The sequence below is a fragment of the Streptomyces sp. NPDC060027 genome, assembly GCF_042737005.1.
GTDB lineage: Bacteria > Actinomycetota > Actinomycetes > Streptomycetales > Streptomycetaceae > Streptomyces.
Window position 1 is genome coordinate 26,007 of sequence record NZ_JBHWVI010000046.1, and the last position, 21,271, is coordinate 47,277.

Sequence of the window (21,271 nt, forward strand, 5' to 3'; positions counted from 1 at the left end):
AGGTAGGTTAGCCTAACCTCATCACTTGTCCAGCGGGTGGGGGTGCACCGGGATCGGCATCGCGGACCGCCCCTGGTCTGCGGAGATGCGCCGACGCCGCGGCTCCCGGCTCGGACCCGGAACCGCGGACATCAACTCGCCTGCTCCTGCAGACCGGTTCGGCGAGGCGACGGCCGGCCGGGCCTCGCCCCCGGTGACCACCCGGCGGCCCGTGACCCGGTTGTCCGACGGTCTCCTGGATCCCGGCGCGGTAGCTGTCGACGGATCGCCAGGGATCTTGGGTGGGAGTGGAGCGCCGGACACGCCGCGGCCACCGCCGGGCGGTGCCCGGCGGTGGCGCGGTGTTCCGGCTCTGCCCGAAGGATCAGCCCGTGAGCCCCAACTCCCGGGCGATCAGCATCCGCTGGACCTCACTCGTGCCCTCGCCGATCTCCAGGATCTTGGAGTCGCGCCACATGCGGGCGACCGGGTACTCGTTCATGAAGCCGTAGCCGCCGTGGACCTGGGTGGCGTCGCGGGCGTTGTCGACGGCGATCGTGGAGGAGTAGAGCTTGGCGACCGCCGCCTCCTTCTTGAAGGGCTCGCCCGCCACGAGGCGGGACGCCGCGTCGCGCCAGCCGACGCGGGCCATGTGGGCCTTCATCTCCATGTCGGCGATCTTGAACTGGATGGCCTGGTTGGCGCCGATCGGACGCCCGAACGCGTGCCGCTCCTTGGCGTACTTGACCGACTCGTCGACACAGCCCTGCGCGAGACCCGTGGCCAGCGCGGCGATGGCGATGCGGCCCTCGTCCAGGATGCGCAGGAACTGCGCGTAGCCGCGGCCCTCCTCGCCGAGCAGGTTGGCCGCCGGGACGCGGACGTCCGAGAAGGACAGCTCACGGGTGTCGGAGGCGTTCCAGCCGACCTTCGAGTACGGGGCGGCGACCGTGAAGCCGGGGGTGCCCGAGGGGACGATGATCGCGGAGATCAGCGGCTTGCCGTCGGGCTTGCGGCCGGTGACCGCGGTGACCGTCACCAGACCGGTGATGTCCGTGCCGGAGTTGGTGATGAAGCACTTGCTGCCGTTGATGACCCACTCGTTCGTCTCGGGGTCGAGGCGGGCCGTCGTACGGGTCGCGCCCGCGTCCGAGCCGCCGTCCGGCTCGGTCAGGCCGAAGGCGCCCAGGATCTCCCCGGAACACAGCCGGGGCAGCCACTCGGCCTTCTGGGCGTCCGTGCCGAAGAGATGGATGGGCATGGCGCCCAGCGAGACGCCCGCCTCCAGGGTGATGGCCACGGAGGAGTCGACCCGGGCCAGCTCCTCCAGGGCGATGCCGAGGGCGAGATAGTCGCCGCCCATGCCGCCGTACTCCTCCGGGAACGGCAGCCCGAACAGGCCCATGCGGCCCATCTCCCGCACGATCTCGTACGGGAATTCGTGCCGCTCGTAGAAGTCGCCGATCTTCGGCGCCACGACGTCATGGGCGAACTCCTCGACCGTACGGCGGAGTTCTTCGAGTTCGGGGGAGAGTCGGTGGTCCAGGGACATGCGGATCACTCCTGGTGGGACTGAGTCGTTTTACCGAGTGCTTTGACGGTGCGGGACGGGCTGGGTCGGCCCAGTTGTCCGGCCATCCACACGCTCGTGGCGGTGAGGCGGCCGAGGTCGACCCCGGTGTCGATACCGAGGCCCTGGAGCATCCATACGAGGTCTTCCGTGGCGAGGTTGCCGGTCGCGGACTTCGCGTACGGGCAGCCGCCGAGGCCGCCCGCGGAGGCGTCGACGGTGCTGACGCCGTGCTGGAGGGCGGCCAGGGTGTTGGAGAGCGCCTGGCCGTAGGTGTCGTGGAAGTGCACGCCGAGCGCGCCGGTGGGCACGCCCTCCTCGTTCAGTTCGGCGAGCAGGGCCTGCACATGGCCCGGCGTCGCCACGCCGATCGTGTCGCCGAGGCTCAGCTCGTCACAGCCCATGTCCATCAGCGCCTTGCAGACGCGGACGACCTGATGGACCGGGACCGGGCCCTCCCAGGGGTCTCCGAAGCACATCGAGATGTAGCCGCGGACCGTGAGGTCCGCGGCCTTGGCGCGGTTCACCACCGGCTCGAACATGGCGAGCGACTCGTCGACCGTCCGGTTGAGGTTGGCCTTGGCGAAGGACTCCGTCGCGCTGGCGAAGACGGCCACGTGCCGGGCGCCGAGCGCCAGCGCCCGCTCCAGCCCGCGTTCGTTCGGGACCAGCACCGGAAGGGCCACCGGCAGGTCGGCCACCTGCGGGAACAGCTGCTCCGCGTCGGCCAGTTGGGGAACCCACCTGGGGTGGACGAAGCTGGTCGCCTCGATCGTGGTCAGCCCCGAGTCCGCGAGGCGCCGGATGAACTCCGCCTTGACCTCGGTCGGGACGGTCCCCTTCTCGTTCTGCAGCCCGTCGCGCGCGCCGACCTCGTAGATCCGCACCCGGGCGGGCAGGTTCTGGACCGGTACAGCCTGGGCCGGTACGGCCATCGGCAGGCCCAGTTGGGAAGTGCTCATGCCGTCTCCGCCTCCTCCACGGGGGTGATGACCGCCAGGATCTGGTCCATGGCGACCGTCGTGCCCGGCGTGACGTCCAGCTCGCTGACCGTTCCGGCGTGCGGCGCGGAGATGACGTGCTCCATCTTCATCGCCTCGACCACCAGCAGGCTCTGTCCGGCGGTCACCTCGTCGCCGACGGCGACCTTCACGACGGTCACCGTGCCCGGCATGGGGGCGGTCAGGGAATCGGCACCGGCGTGCGCGGAGCCGGTGAGCGACGCGGCCACCGGGTCGTGATCGCGCACATGCCAGGCGTCGCCGTCGCGGCCGATCCAGTCGGCGGCGCGGTGGAAGGTGTGGCGCACCCCGTCGAGGGTCACCGCGACCCGGTCGGCGGTGACCGTGTGGGTGCCGCGCGGGGTGTACTCCACGGGGTCGAGGACCCGCAGGGAGAAGCCCACCGGTCTGGGTGTGCCGCCGAGCCGCCATCCGCTCGGCACGGAGAACGGGTCGGTCCAGCCCTCGCCCGCCGGAGCCAGCCCGGCGAGCCGGACGGCCGCCGCCGCCTCGTACACCTCCTCCGGCACCTCCGCCGGGACCAGACCGGCCGCCTCCCGCTCGACCAGGCCGGTGTCCAGGTCGCCCGCCACCACGTCCGGGTGGGCGAGCAGACGGCGCAGGAAGCCCGCGTTCGTCTGGACGCCCAGGGTGACCGTGTCGGCGAGGGCGGCCCGGAGCCGGCGCAGTGCCGTCGGGCGGTCGGGGCCGTACGCGATGACCTTGGAGAGCATCGGGTCGTAGAGGCTGCCGACCTCGGTGCCCTCCGAGAGGCCCGAGTCGGTGCGCACCCCGTCGCCCTGCGGCTCGCGCAGGGAGAGGACGGTGCCCCCGGAGGGGAGGAAGCCGCGCGACGGGTCCTCGGCGCAGATGCGGGCCTCCACCGCGTGCCCGGTGAGGGTGATGTCGTCCTGTTCGTAGGGCAGGTGCTCGCCGGCGGCGACCCGCAGCTGCCACTCGACGAGGTCGAGGCCCGTGACGAGTTCGGTGACCGGGTGCTCCACCTGGAGGCGGGTGTTCATCTCCATGAAGTAGTACGACGACGGGTCGCCGCCGGGGACGATGAACTCCACCGTGCCCGCGCCCCGGTAGCCGCAGGAGCGGGCCGCCTGGACGGCCGCCTCACCCATCGCGGCCCGGGTGGCGGGGTCGAGGAGCACGCTGGGCGCCTCCTCGATGATCTTCTGGTGGCGGCGCTGGAGGGAGCACTCGCGCTCGCCCAGGTGCACGACGTTGCCGTGCCCGTCCGCGAGGACCTGGATCTCGATGTGCCGGGGCCGGTCGACCCAGCGCTCGACGAGAAGCGTGTCGTCGCCGAAGGAGGCCCGCGCCTCGCGCCGGGCGGCGGCGATCTCGTCGGCCAGGAGGGCGGTGTCCCGCACCAGGCGCATGCCCTTGCCGCCGCCGCCGGCGCTCGGCTTCAGGAGCACCGGCACGCCGATCTCGCGGGCGGCGGCGATCAGCTCCGCGTCCGTCAGGCCGCTGCCCGAGGAGCCGGGGACGACCGGAACTCCGGCCGCCTTCACCGTCTCCTTGGCGCGGATCTTGTCGCCCATCAGGGAGATCGCCTCGGCGGACGGGCCGATGAAGACCAGTCCGGCCTCCGCGCAGGCCCGCGCGAAGGCGGCGTTCTCGGCGAGGAAGCCGTAGCCCGGGTGCACCGCCTGGGCGCCGGTCCTGGCCGCGGCCTCCAGCAGCCGCTCCACCGACAGATAGCTCTCCGACGCGGGTGCCGGTCCGATCCGTACGGCCGTGTCGGCCTCCCGGACGTGCCGGGCGTCGGCGTCCGCGTCCGAGAAGACGGCCACCGAGCGCACGCCGAGCGCGCGCAGGGTACGGATGACGCGTACGGCGATCTCGCCCCGGTTGGCCACAAGCACCGTGTCAAACATGGGTCCCCTCACATCCGGAAGACGCCGAACTGGGGGTCACCCAGGGGCGCGTTGGCGCAGGCGGTCAAGGCGAGTCCGAGGACCTGCCGGGTCTCCATCGGGTCGATGACTCCGTCGTCCCACAGCCGGGCCGTCGCGTAGTAGGCGTTCCCCTGCCGCTCGTACTGCTGCCGGATCGGCGCCTTGAAGTCCTCTTCGTCCGCGGCGGGCCAGGACTCGCCGCGCGCCTCGATCTGGTCGCGCTTGACGGTCGCGAGGACCGAGGAGGCCTGCTCGCCGCCCATCACGGAGATCTTGGCCCCCGGCCACATCCACAGGAAGCGCGGCGAATACGCCCTGCCGCACATCGAGTAGTTGCCCGCGCCGTACGAGCCGCCGATCACGACGGTCAGCTTCGGCACGCGGGTGCAGGCGACGGCCGTCACCATCTTCGCGCCGTGCTTGGCGATGCCGCCGGCCTCGTACTGGCGGCCCACCATGAACCCGGAGATGTTCTGCAGGAACACCAGCGGGATGCCGCGCTGGTCGCACAGCTCGATGAAGTGGGCGCCCTTCTGGGCCGACTCGGAGAACAGGATGCCGTTGTTGGCGACGATCCCGACCGGGTGTCCGTGGATCCGCGCGAAGCCGGTGACCAGGGTCTGCCCGAACTCGGCCTTGAACTCGGCGAAGCGCGAACCGTCGACCACGCGCGCGATGACCTCGCGCACGTCGTAGGGGGTGCGGGAGTCGACCGGCACCGCGCCGTACAGCCCGTACGGGTCCACCTTGGGCTCGGCCGACGGCTCCACGGACCAGGGCAGCTCCCCGCGCGCGGGGAGGGTGGCCGCGATGTTCCGGACGATCCGCAGCGCGTGCGCGTCGTCCTCCGCGAGATGGTCGGTGACGCCCGACACGCGGGAGTGGACCTCGCCGCCGCCCAGCTCCTCGGCCGTGACGACCTCGCCGGTGGCGGCCTTCACCAGCGGCGGACCGCCGAGGAAGATCGTGCCCTGACCGCGCACGATCACGGCCTCGTCGCTCATCGCCGGTACGTAGGCGCCGCCCGCCGTGCACGAGCCGAGGACGGCCGCGATCTGCGGGATCCCGGCGCCGGACATCCGCGCCTGGTTGTAGAAGATCCGCCCGAAGTGCTCGCGGTCGGGGAACACCTCGTCCTGCATGGGCAGGAAGGCGCCTCCGGAGTCGACGAGATAGATACAGGGCAGACGGTTCTCCAGCGCGACCTCCTGGGCGCGCAGGTGCTTCTTCACCGTCATCGGGTAGTAGGTGCCGCCCTTGACGGTGGCGTCGTTGGCGACGACCACGCACTCGCGCCCGCTGACCCGGCCGATCCCGGCGATGACGCCGGCGGCCGGGGCCGCTCCGTCGTACATCCCGTCGGCGGCGAGCGGCGCCAGCTCCAGGAACGGGGAGCCGGGGTCGAGGAGGGTGTCCACACGGTCGCGGGGCAGCAGCTTTCCGCGCGCGGTGTGCCGCGCGCGTGCCTTCTCGCCGCCGCCGAGCCGCGCCGCGGCCAGCTTCTGGCGCAGCTCCTCGCCCAGCGCGCGGTGTGCCGCCTCGTTGGCCCTCCAGGCCTCCGACGCGGGATCTGCCGCGCTCGTCAGCTCCGGTGCCTCTTGCATCCTGCGGTCCCCTCACCAGTGGTCGACCAGTTAATGAGCGTTAACGCATTTCCTTCAGGTTAACGACCGCTAACCTCCCTGTCTAGAATTGTTTTCATGGCCACCAGAACCGACGCCCCCACCCGCCGCGAGCAGATCCTCAAGGAAGCCGCCCGGCTCTTCGCCGAGCGCGGCTTCCACGGTGTGGGAGTTGATGAGATAGGAGCGGCGGTCGGCATCAGCGGCCCCGGGCTCTACCGGCACTTCGCGGGCAAGGACGCGATGCTCGCCGAGCTGCTGGTGGGGATCAGCGGGCAGCTGCTCACGGGCGGCAAGCGCAGGGTGGCGGAGGCCGGAGGGGGCGCGGAGGCGCTCCTCGACTCGCTCATCGAGGGGCACATCGACTTCGCGCTCGACGACCGCCCCCTGATCACCCTGCACGACCGCGAGCTGGACCGCCTCCGGGACAGTGACCGCAAGCTCGTGCGGCAGCTTCAGCGGCAGTACGTCGAGCTGTGGGTGGAGGTGGTCCGCGAGGTGTACCCGGAGCTGACGGAGCCGGCCGCCCGGTCGGCCGTGCACTCGGTCTTCGGCCTGCTGAACTCGACCCCTCACCTGGGGCGGCCGGGCGCGCTCCCGGGGCGCGCGGGGACCGCCGAGCTGCTGCACCGGATGGCGCGGGGGGCGTTCGGCGCGGCGGCCGCGGCCCCTGAGGCCCCCGCGGCTCCCGGGGCGTGACGAGCGTCTCGGGGGGCGACCTCTGGACGGCGCTCGTGACCGGCGGGTAACCTCGTATCTGAGCAAGCGCTTAGAAATGACCCAGGCAATCAGGCGGAGGTGGCGGCGGTGCGCCGTACTGTGTTCAACGAGGACCACGAGGCGTTCCGGGAGACCCTGCGCGCCTTCATCGAGGCCGAGGTCGTCCCGGTCTACGACGAGTGGTTCGCCGCCGGCCAGGCGCCGCGCGACTTCTACTACAAGCTCGCCGAGCTCGGCGTCTTCGGCATCCGCGTGGACGAGGAGTTCGGCGGCGCCGGCATCGACTCGTACAAGTTCGAAGCCGTGATGTACGAGGAGACCTCGCGCGCCGGTGTCCAGTTCGGCGGCTCCGGTGTGCACGTGCTGCTCGGCCTGCCCTACATCAAGTCGCTCGCCACCGACGAGCAGAAGAAGCGCTTCCTGCCGAAGTTCGTCTCCGGCGAGGAGATGTGGGCCCTCGCGATGACCGAGCCGGGCACCGGCTCCGACCTCGCGGGCATGAAGACCACCGCCAAGCTCTCCGAGGACGGCACGCACTACGTCCTCAACGGCTCCAAGACCTTCATCACCGGTGGCGTCCACGCCGACCGCGTGATCGTCTGCGCCCGCACCTCCGCGCCCACCGCCGAGGACCGCCGCTTCGGCATCTCCCTCTTCGCCGTGGACACCAAGGCCGAGGGCTACTCCATCGGCCGTAAGCTCGACAAGCTCGGCCTGAAGACCTCCGACACCGCCGAGCTGGCGTTCGTCGACGTGAAGGTGCCCGTCGAGGACCTGCTCGGCGAGGAGAACAAGGGCTTCTACTACCTCGGCCACAACCTCGCCTCCGAGCGCTGGGGCATCGCCTTCGGCGCCTACGCGCAGGCCAAGGCCGCCGTCCGGTTCGCCAAGGAGTACGTCCAGGAGCGCACCGTCTTCGGCAAGACCGTCGCGTCCTTCCAGAACACCAAGTTCGAGCTGGCCGCCTGCCAGGCCGAGGTGGACGCGGCCGAGGCCGTCGCCGACCGCGCCCTGGAGGCCCTCGACGCGGGTGAGCTGACGCCGGCCGAGGCCGCCAGCGCCAAGCTGTTCTGCACCGAGGTCGCGCACCGCGTCATCGACCGCTGCCTCCAGCTGCACGGCGGCTACGGCTTCATGAACGAGTACCCGATCGCGCGCCTGTACGCGGACAACCGCGTCAACCGCATCTACGGCGGTACCAGCGAGATCATGAAGACGATCATCGCCAAGGACATGGGCCTGTAAGGTCCGCGAAAAGACTGCACGGTACAACTGCCCCATGAGTGAGGCACTTGAGTCTCTCCTCGATCTGCTCGACCTCGAGCGGATCGAGGAGAACATCTTCCGCGGCCAGTCCCGGTCCGCCGTCGTTCCGCGCGTCTTCGGCGGACAGGTGGCGGCGCAGGCACTGGTCGCCGCCGGGCGGACGGTCCCCGAGGACCGGCTCGCCCACTCCCTGCACGCGTACTTCCTGCGGGTGGGGGACCCCGGCGCACCGATCGTGTACTCCGTGGACCGCATCCGCGACGGCCGGTCCTTCACGACCCGCCGGGTGGTCGCGGTCCAGCACGGACAGCCGATCTTCCATCTCTCCGCGTCCTTCCAGACGTACGAGGAGGGCATGGAGCACCAGGCCCCGATGCCGCCCGCGCCCGACCCGGAGACGCTGCCCACGGCCGCCGAGCTGCTCCCGCTGTACGCCGACGTCTTCACCGACGCCGACGTCGTGGAGCGCATCCTGGAGGCCCGGGAGTCCGTCGACCTGCGCTATGTCGACGCGCCGCCGTACGGCACGGTCGGCGAGGCCCGCGAGCCGCGCTCCCAGGTGTGGTTCCGCACCAACGGCAAGCTCGCGGACGACCCCCTGCTGCACGTCGTCCTCGCGACGTACGTCTCGGACATGACGCTCCTCGACTCCATCCTGCTCGCCCACGGGCGCGGCGGCTGGGTGACCGGCGACGTCGTCGGGGCCTCGCTCGACCACGCGATGTGGTTCCACCGCCCGTTCCGCGCCGACGAATGGCTGCTCTACGACCAGGAGTCGCCGTCGGCGTCGGGAGGCCGCGGCCTCGGCCAGGCCCGGATCTACACCCAGGACGGCAAGCTGGCCATCTCGGTGATCCAGGAGGGCGTGGTCCGCGTCCCGCGCTAGGCGGCCTTCCTCGGTAAGACTGAGGCATGACCGACACAGCGCAGGACGGCGGCGGCGAGAGCGTCTTCACGGTGATCGTCGCCGCCGTCGCCAATCTCGGGATCGCCCTCGCCAAGGCGGTCGCCGGTGTCATCAGCGGATCCAGCGCCATGCTGTCGGAGGCCGCCCACTCCGTCGCCGACACCGTCACGGAGCTGCTCCTGCTCACCGCGCTCAAACGCAGCGAGAAACCCGCCGACGAGGACCATCCGCTGGGCTACGGCCCCGAGCGCTACATCTGGGCTCTGCTCGCGGCCGTCGCCACCTTCGTCGGCGGCGCGGTCTTCTCGATCTACGACGGCATCCACACCCTGGTGGCGGGGGAGGAACTCGGCGACCCGCTCGTGTCGTACATCGTGCTGGCCGTCGCCTTCCTCCTGGAGGGCTTCTCCCTGCGGACGGGACTGCGGCAGGCACGCGGCGAGGCCGCCCGCGTCGACGCCTCCTTCAGGACGTACCTCCGGCGCACGCCCGACACCGCCGTCAAGGCCGTCGTCATGGAGGACTCGGCGGCCCTGGTCGGACTGGTCTTCGCGGCGGGCGGCCTGCTCGGCGGACAGCTCACCGGATCGGGCGTCTGGGACGGCGTCGCCTCGCTGCTCATCGGGCTCCTGCTGCTCTACGTCGCCTGGGTGCTGGGCCGTTCCAACGCGGAGCTGCTGATCGGACGGCCGCTGCCCAAGCCGATGCGGGAGCGGATCCGGGCGGAGCTGCTGGCGGTGGAGCACGTGGAGGCCGTACTGGAACTGATCACGCTCATGCAGGGACCGCGCGAGGCGCTCATCGCCGCCAAGGTCGACTTCCGGGACGCCTCGACCGCGGCCCAGATCGAGTGGGCCTGCGAACAGGCCGAGGACCGGCTCCGGGCGGTGTTCCCCTCGGTGAGCAGGGTGTATCTGGACCCCACGCCGGGGTACGCCCAGCGGCGGGACGAGGGGTTGAATCCCTGGCCGTGAAAGGCGGTTGAGGCGGTCCGGCGCCGCGGGTTGGATGGCGGTCATGACCTATACGGATGAGTCGTGGAGCGGGCGCGGGACACGCGTCCGGGAAGTCTTCCTGGAGACCGCGGGCACGGTCGTCGGGCTGCTCGCCGAACCCGCCGTCGCCGCCGCCTGGGAAAAGCCCAGCGCGCTGCGGGACTTCAGTGTCCAGGGGCTGGCGGGGCACACCGTCTGGCCGGAACTCGCCCTGCCGGACCTGCTGACACGGCCGGTTCCGGTGGAGCCGGTGGTGTCGCTGCGGGAGTACTACCTGGAGCGGGTGACCTGGCTCGACGCCGGCGTCGACGGCGCGGTCAGCGTCCGTATCCGGCGCGGCGGAGAGGCCACGGCGGCGGACGGCCACGAGGTGCTCGTGGAACGGGCCCGGGAGGCCGTCGAACGGCTGCGGACCGAGCTGCACGGGACCCCCGCCGTACGGCCCGTCCGGATGCCGTCCTGGGGCGACTGGTCCCTCGACCTCGACGACTTCCTGCTCACCCGGCTGATGGAACTCGTCGTGCACGCGGACGACTTGGCGTACAGCGTGGGCCTGCCGGCACCGGACTTCCCCGAGCGGGTGACCGCGCCGGTGGTCGACCTGCTCGCCCGCCTCGCGGTCCGGCGGCACGGGCCGCTCCAGGTGATCCGGGGACTCGCACGCGCCGAACGCGCCCCCGGATCGATCGCCGGGATCTAGGCGCCGCCGGGGCTCAGGCCAGGCCCGCCGCGTCGAGCAGGTACGCCGTCATCGGGTCGTAGTGGCGCGGGCTGATGACGTGGTCGTCGAGCGGGACCACGACCTGGAGCGTGCCCTCCGACTCGGCGAGGAAGAGGGCCGGGTCGTTGCAGTCGGCGTAGCCGACGGAGTCCAGACCGTGCCGGCCCGCGTAGCCGGCCCAGCCGTGGTCGGCCACGACCAGATCGGGCAGCGGGCGCCCCGCGCGCTCCAGGCCGGTGAGGATCGCGCGCATCGGCTCGCCCGAGTGCGTGTGCCACAGCGTGGCGCCGTGCTCCAGGACCGCCACGTCCGCGAACTGCATGACATAGCCCTCGTCCGTCTGCAGCCCGTCCGGGATCACCACGATCTCGCAGCCGGCGGCGCGCAGGGCGGCGGCCGTGGCACGGTGCACGTCCAGCAGACCGCCGGGGTGGCCGGTCGCGAACAGCACCCGCTGCCGGTCCTCGGCCGCCTTGCGCAGCCGGGCCGCCAGGCGGTCCAGCGCGTCCACGGTCAGCTCGGGGTCGATGGTGTCCTGGCCGTACCGGTACTCCGGGTCGTCGTTCACGCCGACCCGCTCCGCCATCACCGCGAGCACGTCCTGCTCGTCGGTCCAGCGGTCGCCGAGTTCCAGGCCGAGCCACCAGTTGCGCTCGCCGTTCGCCAGCTTGCGGTAGTGGGAGAGGTTGTTCTCGCGGGGCGTGGCGACATCGCCCGCGATACGGGTCTTCACGAGATGGTCGACAAGTTCGGCGCGGCTGGGAGTCCCGGGTATCGGCATACGCCCATTGTGCCGGTGCGTTCCCGCCGAGGGCGCGGCTGTCCCGGTCGCTGGGATGTGCGTCACTCGGGTGTGCGGGACCCGGGGCGCGGCGGAGACGGCCGACGGGCGGTCGTCTCCGTGCCCGCCCCGGGCGGAACGGCGGTCTCCGGCGGCGCGGAGGCCTGGACCGGCACCTCGTCGCGACACCTGATCCCGGGTCTTCGGCTCAGTCGTCCCTGAGCGCGAACCACAACTCCATCCGTACGTCGGGGTCGTCGAGGTCCGTGCCCAGCAACGCCGCACAGCGGGCGATGCGTTGGCGGACGGTGTTGCGGTGGACCGAGAGGGCCACCGCGGTGCGGTCCCAACTGCCGTGCAGGGAGAGCCAGGTGCGGAGGGTCTCGGTGAGGGCGGGGGTCCCGGCGACGGGAGCGAGGAGGGCGTGGGCGTGGGCCTCGGCGTCTTCCGGGGGGACGAGGTCCGCGAGCGCGGGCCGGTCGCCGTGGCGGACCAGGGGTGCCCGGGTCGCGCGGGCGCGGGCCAGCGCGCGAGCCGCCTGGGTGTCGGCGGCCGCCCACGCGTGCGGGCCCGCGGGCGCGCTGACCCCGCAGGTCCAGCCCGGCTGCGCGGTGGGCTCGCGGTCGCCGGGGACGAGGACGCGGACGACGGCGCCGCCCACGTCGACCAGCGCGGAGCCCAGCGCGGCCGCCAGCGCGGACGCGGTGACGGCGTCCGGGGCGGGGCCGTCCCCGGCGGGGCGCGCGTGCACGACCACCCACCGCTCACCGCCGAGCAGCGGTGCCACCGCTTCCGGTGCGGCCCCGAGCAGCAGCCGCACCAGGGCCGCCGACCGCGCGGCCCCGCTCCCGCTCTGGTGCTCCCCGGTGAGGAGGGAGAGCAGCACGGACGCGACGGAGGCGATCGTGTGGTCGCCGGGGTCGCGGCGCGGCGCGGCGACCCCCAGGACGAAGCCCTGCCCGCTGCCGAGGGCGTAGGCCGCGAGGTGGACGCCGCCCACGGTGTCGGTGGCGGAGGCGGGCCTGGGGCCTTGGACGGCAGCCCCGGGCCGCACGACACCGGCAAGCTCGGCGAGCACCTCCTCCAGAGACGCCGTGTCCGCCGGGTGGGCCGTGGCCCCCGGGTGGGCCGTGTCCGCCGGGTGGGCCGTACCCGTAGGGCGGGCCGTGTCCGTCGTCCGGTCCGCAAGCGTGGGGTGGGCCGGGGGCGTGGGCCGTGCCGTCGCCGGGAGGCCGGTCGGCGGGAGCGTTCCGGCCCGGGCCAGCTCCGTGCCCTCGGGGCCGTACAGCACGGCCCAGCCTCCCACCCGCCGGGCCAGTTGCCGGAGCACCGCCGGTACCGGATCGGGGCGGGCCGCGGCGGCGGCCAGGCTCTGCTGGGCCTCGGTCACCCGGCGGAGTTCGGCCAGCCTGGCCTGGGCCATGAGCTGCCACACCGCGCGGGCGACCCCGGAGAACGTCGTCTGGGGCGGGACCTCCAGCAGGGGCAGCCCGTACGTGTCGCACGCCGCGACCAGGGCGCGGGGGACCGTGTCGTGGACCGGGGCCAGACCGAATCCCAGCGCCGCGCCGCCCGCCGCGACGATGCGGGAGACATAGCCGTCGAAGTAGTCCGCCGAGCTCTCGGCCTCGTTCGAGCCGGGGGTGTCCCCGCCGGAGCGGGCCGTCTCGGGCACGTGGACCCCCGCCGTCAGCAGCAGCTCACCGCCCAGCAGGTAGGGATAGGGGTCGGCCATCTCCGACGTGTGCGCCCAGTGGATCACCGTGTCGGGGTCCGCCGGCCCGGCGATCAGGCGCAGGGCCAGGTCCTCGCGGGCGAGCAGCGCCGACAGCGGCACCGGAGGCGTCGGTGGTACGGCCGGGGCGGACGGCGACTGAGGGTCCGGCACGGTGGACGATCCCTCCATCCCGTTCGGATCGAATGGATGAAACGTACACTTCGCAGCCGCTTTCCGGCCACCTAGTGTCGGTCCCGACCGGCAGCCGTGGGTACGGGCGGATGTCCCCGCGATCAGTTGCCGGCTCGACCCCCACATCCCCGCACGACACGCCACAGAGCACCCCGAGGAGACCCATGGCCGTCGACTACGCAGTCATCGTCGTCTATCTGGCCGGCATGCTGGCCATGGGCTGGTGGGGCATGCGCCGCGCCAAGTCCAAGAGCGAGTTCCTCGTCGCGGGACGCAGGCTCGGGCCCGTCATGTACTCCGGCACCATGGCCGCCATCGTCCTCGGCGGCGCGTCCACCATCGGCGGTGTCGGGCTCGGCTACCAGTACGGGCTCTCCGGTGCCTGGATGGTCTTCACCATCGGCCTCGGCCTGCTGGCGCTCAGTGTCTTCTTCTCCGCCCGCATCGCCCGCCTGAAGGTCTACACCGTCTCCGAGATGCTCGACCTGCGCTACGGCGGCCGGGCCGGAGTCATCTCCGGTGTCGTCATGTGGGCGTACACCCTGATGCTGGCGGTCACCTCGACCATCGCCTACGCCACGATCTTCGACGTCCTGTTCGACATGAACCGCACGCTCGCGATCGTCCTCGGCGGCTCCATCGTCGTCGCGTACTCGACGCTCGGCGGCATGTGGTCGATCACCCTCACCGACATGGTGCAGTTCGTGGTCAAGACCGTCGGCGTGCTGCTCCTGCTCCTGCCCATAGCGGTCGTCAAGGCCGGCGGGTTCAGCGAGATGAAGGCCAAGCTGCCCACCGAGTACTTCGACCCGCTGGGCATCGGCGGCGAGACGATCTTCACCTACGTGCTGATCTATACGTTCGGCATGCTGATCGGGCAGGACATCTGGCAGCGCGTGTTCACCGCACGCGGTGACAGGACCGCCAAGTGGGGCGGCACGGTCGCCGGTACCTACTGCCTGGTCTACGCCGTGGCCGGCGCCGTCATCGGCACCGCGGCCAAGGTCATGTACCCGAAGCTGCCCAGCGCCGACACCGCCTTCGCGACCATCGTCAAGGACGAACTCCCGGTCGGCGTGCGGGGACTGGTGCTCGCCGCGGCCCTCGCCGCTGTGATGTCCACCTCCTCCGGCGCCCTGATCGCCTGCGCCACCGTCGCCAACAACGACATCTGGTCCCGGCTGCGCGGCGCCGTGAAGCGCGACGCGGAGGACCACGACGAGGTCAAGGGCAACCGCGTCTTCATCCTCGTCATGGGCATCGCCGTGATCGGCACGGCGATCGCGCTGAACAACGTCGTCGAGGCGCTGACCGTCGCCTACAACCTGCTCGTCGCCGGCCTGCTCGTCCCGATCCTCGGCGGTCTGCTGTGGAAGCGCGGCACGGTGCACGGCGCGCTGGCCTCCGTCGTCGTCGGCGGTGTCGCCGTCATCGGTCTGATGGCCTCGTACGGCATCCTCGCGAACGAGCCGGTCTACTACGGACTGCTCCTCTCGCTGGCCGCGTACGTGATCGTCTCGCTGGCCACGCCGGCGACCGACGCCGCGGTACTGGCCGCCTGGCGGGAGCGGCTCGCGGGCCGCGTCGCCGAACCCGTGTCCGAACCGGTCCCGGTTCCCCAGTAGAGTCGTACTAGTTGTACTTAGTTGTACATACGCGACGAAGCGTAGGAAAGAAGGCAATACCCCATGAGCAGCAACGAGACGCCCCGCGGACCCGTCGACTCGTCCCGCATCCCGCGGTACGCCGGCCCCGCGACCTTCGCCCGGCTGCCGCGCCTCGACGAGGTCGGCACCACCGACGTCGCCGTGGTCGGTGTGCCGTTCGACTCCGGTGTCTCGTACCGGCCGGGCGCCCGCTTCGGCGGCAACGCGATCCGCGAGGCGTCCCGGCTGCTGCGCCCCTACAACCCGGCGCAGGACGCCTCCCCGTTCGCCCTCGCGCAGGTCGCGGACGCCGGTGACATCGCGGCGAACCCGTTCAACATCAACGAGGCCGTGGAGACGGTGGAGGCCGCCGCCGACGAGCTGCTCGGCACCGGCGCCCGCCTGATGACCCTGGGCGGCGACCACACCATCGCGCTGCCCCTGCTCCGCTCCGTCGCCAAGAAGCACGGCCCGGTCGCGCTGCTCCACTTCGACGCGCACCTCGACACCTGGGACACCTACTTCGGCGCCGAGTACACGCACGGCACCCCGTTCCGCCGCGCCGTCGAGGAGGGCATCCTCGACACCTCCGCGCTCTCCCACGTCGGCATCCGCGGCCCGCTGTACGGCAAGCAGGACCTCACCGACGACGAGAAGATGGGCTTCGGCATCGTCACCTCGGCGGACGTCTACCGCCGGGGCGCCGACGAGGTCGCCGACCAGCTGCGCCAGCGCATCGGCGACCGCCCGCTCTACATCTCCATCGACATCGACTGCCTCGACCCGGCGCACGCGCCCGGCACGGGCACCCCGGAGGCGGGCGGCATGACCTCCCGCGAGCTCCTGGAGATCCTGCGCGGCCTCTCGTCCTGCAACCTGGTCTCGGCCGACGTGGTCGAGGTCGCCCCGGCGTACGACCACGCCGAGATCACCGCGGTGGCGGCGTCCCACACCGCCTACGAACTGACCACCATCATGTCCCGCCAGATCGCGGAGGCCCGAAGCAAGTGACCCACGACCACGACCTGGTGCTCCGTCCGTCGGCGGCACAGACGGAGGCCGCGCTCAACCCGCCCCCCGGCCGCAACGGCGGAGACCTGGTCGTGGAGACCCTCTCCGGTCTCGGTGCGACGACCGTCTTCGGGCTGCCGGGCCAGCACGCGCTCGGCATGTTCGACGCGCTCCGCCGCTCCTCGCTCCAGTACGTCGGCCTGCGCGTCGAGAACAACGCCGGGTTCGCGGCGGACGCCTACGGCCGGATCACCGGCGAGGCCGCGCCGCTGCTGCTCTCCACCGGCCCCGGGGCGCTGACCTCGCTCGCCGCGCTCCAGGAGGCGCGCGCCGCCTCGGCGCCCGTCCTCGCCATCAGCAGCCAGATCCCGACCGCGGGGCTGGGCGGCGGCCGCCACGGCTATCTGCACGAACTCCCCGACCAGCAGGCCTCGTTCCGCGGCGTGGTGAAGTCGGTCCACACGGTCCGTACGCAGTCCCAGATCCCCTCCGCGATCGCGGCGGCATGGGAGTCGGCGCTGACCGCTCCGCACGGGCCGGTCTGGGTGGAGATCCCGCAGGACGTGCTGCTCGCCGAGACGAGCCTGCCGGTGGTCACGGCGATGGACGCGACCCCCGAGGACGTGGTCCCGCGCCCCGAACTGACCGCGCTGGCCTCTCACTTGCTGTCCTCGGCGGCCCGCCCCGCGATCATCGCGGGCGGCGGGGTCGTCCGGTCGGACGCGTCCGGCAAGCTGTGCGCGCTCGCCGAGAGGCTGAACGCGCCGGTCGTCACCACCTTCGGCGGCAAGGGCGCCTTCCCCTGGGAGCACCCGCTCTCCCTCCAGTCCTGGCTGGAGGACAGGTACACGACCGACTTCCTGGAGGACGCGGACGTCCTGCTGGTGGTGGGCTCGGGCCTCGGTGAACTCTCCTCGAACTACCACACGTTCAAGCCCCGCGGCCGGGTGATCCAGATCGAGGCCGACCTCGGCAAGCTGGAGTCCAACCACCCGGCGCTGGGCATCCACGCGGACGCCCGCCTCGCGCTGTCCGCGCTCCTGGAGACGGTGGAGGAACGCCCCGACCCGTCGGCGGCGGACCGTGTGACCTCGGTGCTCGCCCGGGTCGCGGACCGTATCGCCGGCCAGGAACTCACCCTGGAACAGGACGTGCTGGCGTCCGTCCGCCGGGCCCTCCCGGACTCGTCGCCGTCCTTCTGGGACATGACGATCCTGGCGTACTGGGCGTGGTCGGCCTTCGACCCGCGCGGCGCCAACACCATGCACTCCGCCCAGGGCGCCGGCGGCCTCGGCTACGGCTTCCCGGCGGCGCTGGGCGCGGCGGCGGCCGACCCCTCCCGCCCGGTCCTCGCGGTCTCCGGCGACGGCGGCGCGCTGTACTCCATCGCCGAACTGGCCACGGCGAAGCAGTGCGACCTCCCGGTCACCTGGCTCATCGTGGACGACGGCGGCTACGGCATCCTCCGCGAGTACATGACCGGCGCCTTCGGCCAGGCGACCGCCACGGAGCTGTCGCGCCCGGACTACGTGGCCCTCGCCGAGTCGTTCGGCGTGCCGGGCGTCCTCACGAGCCCCGAGACGCTGGAGGAGGACCTGGCCAAGGCCCTGGCCGCCCCCGGTCCGTCGGTGGTCGTCCTGCCCGCCCTGCTGCGGATGTTCGCGCCGACGCACCTGGGCTGACCGCTCAGGACGCGGCCGCGGGAACGCGGGAGCGCCGGGGAGGGTGCGACCCACTCCCCGGCGCTCCGTCGTGCGAGGCCGCTCAGCGCAGGGACGAGCCGAACAGCGCGTTCGTGTAGGGCGCCGAGAGAGTCTTCGGGCCGAACGCGAGGGCGGACGTGGTGGTCAGGCCGGCCGTGGTGCCGCGCAGGACCCAGACCGCGCCGGCGGAGGCGTTCTCCGCGGTCGAGGACGCGGCGAGGTCGCGACGGCCGTTGCCGTTCACGTCCAGCAGCGCCGTGGCCACGCCGAACCGGTCGTCGGTCTCGGCGGCGCCGGGCACACCGGCGGTGTCCTGGTGGAAGACCTGCGTGCCGGCACCCGTGACGCCCGAGGGGCCGCCATGGACGAGGGCGACCGAGCCGGCGTCGACGACACCGGCGACGTCCTCGCCGGCGATGCCGAGCGCGATGTCCGCGTAGCCGTCACCCGTGACGTCGGCGACCGAGACGGCCGAACCGATCTCGTCGCCCTCCTCCTGGACGCCGGGGAAGCCGGCCAGGTCCTGGTCGAAGGTCTGCACGTGATCGCTGAGGCCGGCGGCGGAGCCGTACGCGATCCGCACCTTGTCGTACCAGTCGGCGCCACCGGAGACGACGTCGTCGAACCCGTCGCCGTTCACGTCGCCGACGCCGGTGTTCAGGGTGATGCTCGTGCCGCCGCCGGGGGCGTCGGCACGCTTGAAGCCCGACGGGCTGCCGTACAGCAGCCGGTTGCCCCATTGTCCGTCGCCGGCGTAGTACCACTGGACGAGGTCGTCCCGGCCGTCGCCGTTGATGTCGCCGACCTGGCCGGAGGTGACGGGACCGCTGACCGTGTCGCCGTCCTCCTCGCAGCCGTGACCGGTGGCACAGGAGGCGTCGTTCTCCTCGTATCCCCACCAGGAGGACCTGTCGAGGATGTTCAGGACGGCGGCCGGCTTGCCGGCGCGGGAGACGGGGCCCTTCCACAGGGCGGCCGAGGTGGGTATCGGGTCGTCGCCGGCGACGGACTTCGCGGAGAACAGGGCGAGGTCCGTGGTGCCGTCGCCGTCGAAGTCGCCGGCCGCCGGCGCGGCGCCGTATCCGGCGAGGGCCGTGCCCCCGGTGAGCCCGGAGGCGGAGCCCCACAGGACGACCGAGCCCTCCTTGCCGCCCGCGATCACGAGGTCGCTGTAGCCGTCCTTGTCCAGGTCGGCCCTGGTGAAGGACGACCCGAAGCGCTGGTTCGCGGTGGCGGAGCCGGGGACCCCGCTGGTGGAGCGGCTGACGATCTTCTTGTGTGAGGCGGACAGGCCGGCCGCGGAGCCGTACATGACGGCCACGTAGCCCGCCCGGGCCTTGCTCGACACGGTCGCGGTCGGGGCGCCGACGACCAGGTCGGCGTAGCCGTCCCCGTTGAAGTCGTCCTGGGCGTCCGCCGACCCGGTGGCGGCCTGGGCGGTGGCGCCGGTGAGGGCCCAGATGCCGACCCCTCCGGCCAGCAGCGCGGCGGCGGCCAGGGGCGCGGTCAACCGCGCGGAGCGGCTTCTGCGTCGTGCTCGGGACATCGGGTGCCTTTCGTCGTTCCGGTGGGACGCGGTGGTCCGACGCGTCCAGGGAGTGCGACTCGGGCGGGGCGTCACTGGTTGTACGCCCTGAGGCCATTCATTTGTCACCTTCCGGCGCCCGAGGGCCCCGGCAGCCGCCTGAACTCCCTTTTCTGCAAAGGGAGCTCAGGCGATCACTCTGCCTACCAGATCGCTTCCACCCATTCCGGGTGGTCGATGAACGGGTTGCGGTTGTGCTGGTAGGTGTCGTAGATGGCCTGGTTGCGCTTCTCCTCGAAGGCGCTCGGCGGGTCCGCCTCGTTCCACGCCTTGAGAACGGAGAGCTTGCCCATGTACGGGTTGCTGCCGTTGCCGACCTTCTCGTTGGGTTCCAGGTTGGCGAAGCCGTCGTCGCCCTCGTAGCGCACGGCCATGTAGAGGATCATGCGGGCCACGTCGCCCCGGTCCGCGGCGCGCGGCTGGAAGGAGTCGGAGTCGACGAGGCTGCCGCCCCCGTTGGTGACCGTGCTGCCGCCGTTGTCGAAGTCCAGATTGCCGCGGATGCTGTTGACCTGGACGTCCGCCGGGCGCAGATGGTGCAGATCCGTGCCGGGACCGGTCACCTCGCCGAAGTCTCCGTGCGACTTGGCCCAGGTGTGCTCGCGGTTCCAGTCGCCGACGTCGCCGCCGTTGAGGGACTTGCTGCGCGAGACACCGCTGTACAGCAGGATCACGTTGTTGCTGTTGTTCGGATCCTGGTCGGTGACCTTCAGCGCGTTCCAGACCGCGGAGTACGAGATCTTGGTCTGGCTGCTGATGATGGTGTGCAGCGAGGATTTCAGGGTCGTGCCGGTCTTGCCGACCGCGTTCTTGTAGTACGTGCTGTCGTACGCGGTCGTCGTGGCATTCGCGGGGGTCGCGGCCACGGTCGGCAGGGTGAGGCCGACGAGGACCGCGGAGGTGCTCAGCGCCAGGGTCTTCCAGCGGCGTATGTGCGTGGCGGGCATCGTGGGGTGTCCGTTCTACGCGGGTTGAATGGAGCGGGTAATCGGGAGGGTGACATGGACATGAGGTAGTTGGGGTTAAGGGGAGGTGTCGGTTCAGTGTCGGGATTCAACAACTCGTGCAGTCCACGCGAGACATGACAGAACGAACGAGCGACCCCTGACCGGACATGTGGTCAGGGGCCGCCGGGTGTCGGGCGGGTGGGTCAGCCGACGTCGGACGGGTCCAGCCGGTAGAGCGTCGAGGCCGACTGGCCGCCACTCCGCGCCCCCGATCCGGAGTCGGACCCGGCGCCGGATGCGGACCCGGACTCCGAAGTGGATCCGGACTCCGAAGTGGAGTCGGACGACGCGGACTTGTCGTACGCGCTCGCCTTAACCGCCGTGCCGTTCTTCTCCACCCAGGTGGTGATCTGCGAGCTGAGCGTGTTGTTTCCGCCCATTCCGCCGCCCATGCCGCCGCCGAGCTGGATGTAGTGCAACTCGCCCTTGCGCACGAGCTCCTTGAGCTTGGCGAGGGTCATCGCCTTGTCGGAACCGGTGAAGCCGAACATGGAGATGACGGGCTTGCCGGTGCTCACGATCAGCTGCGCCGCGCCCTGCGAATTCGACACCGCCAGCAGCCACTTGGCGCCGTCCTGGTGCTTCTCCAGATAGGAGGCCAGGGCGCTGCTGGTGGTCCCGCCCATGCCGCCACCGCCCCCGCCGTCACCGCCCGCGCCGCCGGGCCCCTCCGCGGTACCGCCCGGGGCGCCGCCGTTCCCGCCCTCCGTCTGGCCGCCGCCGGGGAACTCCCCGTTCCCGCCGCCCGGTTGGCCCGCGTCCTGGCCGCCGCCGGGGAAGCCGCCCTGGGGCTGCTCGCCGTTCCCGCCGGGTGCCTGGCCGCCACCGCCGGGCGCCTCGCCCCCTCCGGGGAAGCCGCCCGGCGGGCCGCCCCCCGCGGGGGTGGGGCCGCCCGGCGCGTTGGCGCCCGGTGCCGCCCCGCCCAAGCCGCCCCC

General features: G+C 72.0%; 16 protein-coding genes and 1 pseudogene. 8 read left to right on the forward strand and 9 right to left on the reverse strand.

The window, feature by feature from the left end; translation table 11 throughout:
• Nucleotides 1-364 precede the first annotated feature (364 nt).
• From ACFWBT_RS14700 to ACFWBT_RS14715, 4 genes are read right to left on the reverse strand one after another with little or no spacing between them, the layout of a single operon-like run.
• Nucleotides 365-1,525, reverse strand: coding sequence for an acyl-CoA dehydrogenase family protein (locus ACFWBT_RS14700; protein ID WP_356748374.1), 1,161 nt, complete (start codon nt 1,523-1,525; stop codon nt 365-367).
• Between the two features lie 11 nt (nt 1,526-1,536).
• Nucleotides 1,537-2,511, reverse strand: coding sequence for a hydroxymethylglutaryl-CoA lyase (locus ACFWBT_RS14705; RefSeq protein ID WP_385699718.1), 975 nt, complete (start codon nt 2,509-2,511; stop codon nt 1,537-1,539).
• Entirely contained in the window at nt 2,508-4,442 is a 1,935-nt protein-coding gene (locus ACFWBT_RS14710) for an acetyl/propionyl/methylcrotonyl-CoA carboxylase subunit alpha (protein WP_385699720.1), read from the reverse strand. Before ACFWBT_RS14710 ends, ACFWBT_RS14705 begins: the two co-directional genes overlap by 4 nt.
• A gap of 8 nt (nt 4,443-4,450) precedes the next feature.
• Entirely contained in the window at nt 4,451-6,067 is a 1,617-nt protein-coding gene (locus tag ACFWBT_RS14715; protein ID WP_385699722.1) for a carboxyl transferase domain-containing protein, read from the reverse strand.
• Between the two features lie 96 nt (nt 6,068-6,163).
• Between ACFWBT_RS14715 and ACFWBT_RS14720 the strand changes: the two genes are divergently transcribed.
• The 5 genes from ACFWBT_RS14720 (at nt 6,164) to ACFWBT_RS14740 (ending at nt 10,673) form a co-directional block, all read left to right on the forward strand.
• Nucleotides 6,164-6,784, forward strand: a complete 621-nt coding sequence (locus tag ACFWBT_RS14720; protein WP_385699724.1) for a TetR/AcrR family transcriptional regulator — start codon at nt 6,164-6,166, stop codon at nt 6,782-6,784.
• Between the two features lie 108 nt (nt 6,785-6,892).
• On the forward strand, nt 6,893-8,050 hold the full coding sequence (locus ACFWBT_RS14725) for an acyl-CoA dehydrogenase family protein (protein WP_266759029.1): 1,158 nt from the start codon (nt 6,893-6,895) through the stop codon (nt 8,048-8,050).
• A gap of 34 nt (nt 8,051-8,084) precedes the next feature.
• Nucleotides 8,085-8,957 (forward strand): acyl-CoA thioesterase II, encoded by an 873-nt coding sequence (gene tesB / locus ACFWBT_RS14730; RefSeq protein WP_385699727.1) that lies wholly within the window; start codon nt 8,085-8,087, stop codon nt 8,955-8,957.
• A 26-nt stretch (nt 8,958-8,983) separates the two neighbouring features.
• Nucleotides 8,984-9,952, forward strand: a complete 969-nt coding sequence (locus ACFWBT_RS14735) for a cation diffusion facilitator family transporter (RefSeq protein WP_385699730.1) — start codon at nt 8,984-8,986, stop codon at nt 9,950-9,952.
• A gap of 43 nt (nt 9,953-9,995) precedes the next feature.
• Entirely contained in the window at nt 9,996-10,673 is a 678-nt protein-coding gene (locus tag ACFWBT_RS14740; protein WP_385699733.1) for a maleylpyruvate isomerase N-terminal domain-containing protein, read from the forward strand.
• A gap of 13 nt (nt 10,674-10,686) precedes the next feature.
• Here the strand turns inward: ACFWBT_RS14740 and ACFWBT_RS14745 are convergent, their stop codons facing one another.
• Together ACFWBT_RS14745 and ACFWBT_RS14750 are read right to left on the reverse strand one after the other, a co-directional pair.
• Nucleotides 10,687-11,475: a phosphatase gene (locus ACFWBT_RS14745; protein WP_385699736.1), complete on the reverse strand. Its 789-nt coding sequence runs from the start codon at nt 11,473-11,475 to the stop codon at nt 10,687-10,689.
• Between the two features lie 208 nt (nt 11,476-11,683).
• Nucleotides 11,684-13,381: a helix-turn-helix domain-containing protein gene (locus ACFWBT_RS14750; RefSeq protein ID WP_385699739.1), complete on the reverse strand. Its 1,698-nt coding sequence runs from the start codon at nt 13,379-13,381 to the stop codon at nt 11,684-11,686.
• A 167-nt stretch (nt 13,382-13,548) separates the two neighbouring features.
• Between ACFWBT_RS14750 and ACFWBT_RS14755 the strand changes: the two genes are divergently transcribed.
• The 3 genes from ACFWBT_RS14755 (at nt 13,549) to ACFWBT_RS14765 (ending at nt 17,723) form a co-directional block, all read left to right on the forward strand.
• On the forward strand, nt 13,549-15,009 hold the full coding sequence (locus ACFWBT_RS14755) for a sodium:solute symporter (RefSeq protein WP_385699741.1): 1,461 nt from the start codon (nt 13,549-13,551) through the stop codon (nt 15,007-15,009).
• Between the two features lie 63 nt (nt 15,010-15,072).
• On the forward strand, nt 15,073-16,041 hold the full coding sequence (gene speB, locus ACFWBT_RS14760; protein ID WP_266759015.1) for an agmatinase: 969 nt from the start codon (nt 15,073-15,075) through the stop codon (nt 16,039-16,041).
• Nucleotides 16,038-17,723: a thiamine pyrophosphate-binding protein gene (locus ACFWBT_RS14765; protein ID WP_385699744.1), complete on the forward strand. Its 1,686-nt coding sequence runs from the start codon at nt 16,038-16,040 to the stop codon at nt 17,721-17,723. The genes speB and ACFWBT_RS14765 overlap by 4 nt, the downstream gene beginning before the upstream one ends.
• Nucleotides 17,724-17,805: 82 nt before the next feature.
• Here the strand turns inward: ACFWBT_RS14765 and ACFWBT_RS14770 are convergent, their stop codons facing one another.
• The 3 genes and pseudogenes from ACFWBT_RS14770 to ACFWBT_RS14780 all read right to left on the reverse strand — a co-directional run.
• Nucleotides 17,806-19,290: an FG-GAP-like repeat-containing protein gene (locus ACFWBT_RS14770; RefSeq protein WP_385699747.1), complete on the reverse strand. Its 1,485-nt coding sequence runs from the start codon at nt 19,288-19,290 to the stop codon at nt 17,806-17,808.
• Nucleotides 19,291-19,472: 182 nt separating this feature from the next.
• Nucleotides 19,473-20,276, reverse strand: a complete 804-nt coding sequence (locus ACFWBT_RS14775; RefSeq protein ID WP_385699749.1) for an endonuclease I family protein — start codon at nt 20,274-20,276, stop codon at nt 19,473-19,475.
• Between the two features lie 203 nt (nt 20,277-20,479).
• A pseudogene (locus ACFWBT_RS14780) lies at nt 20,480-21,271 on the reverse strand (hypothetical protein); the annotation flags it as partial.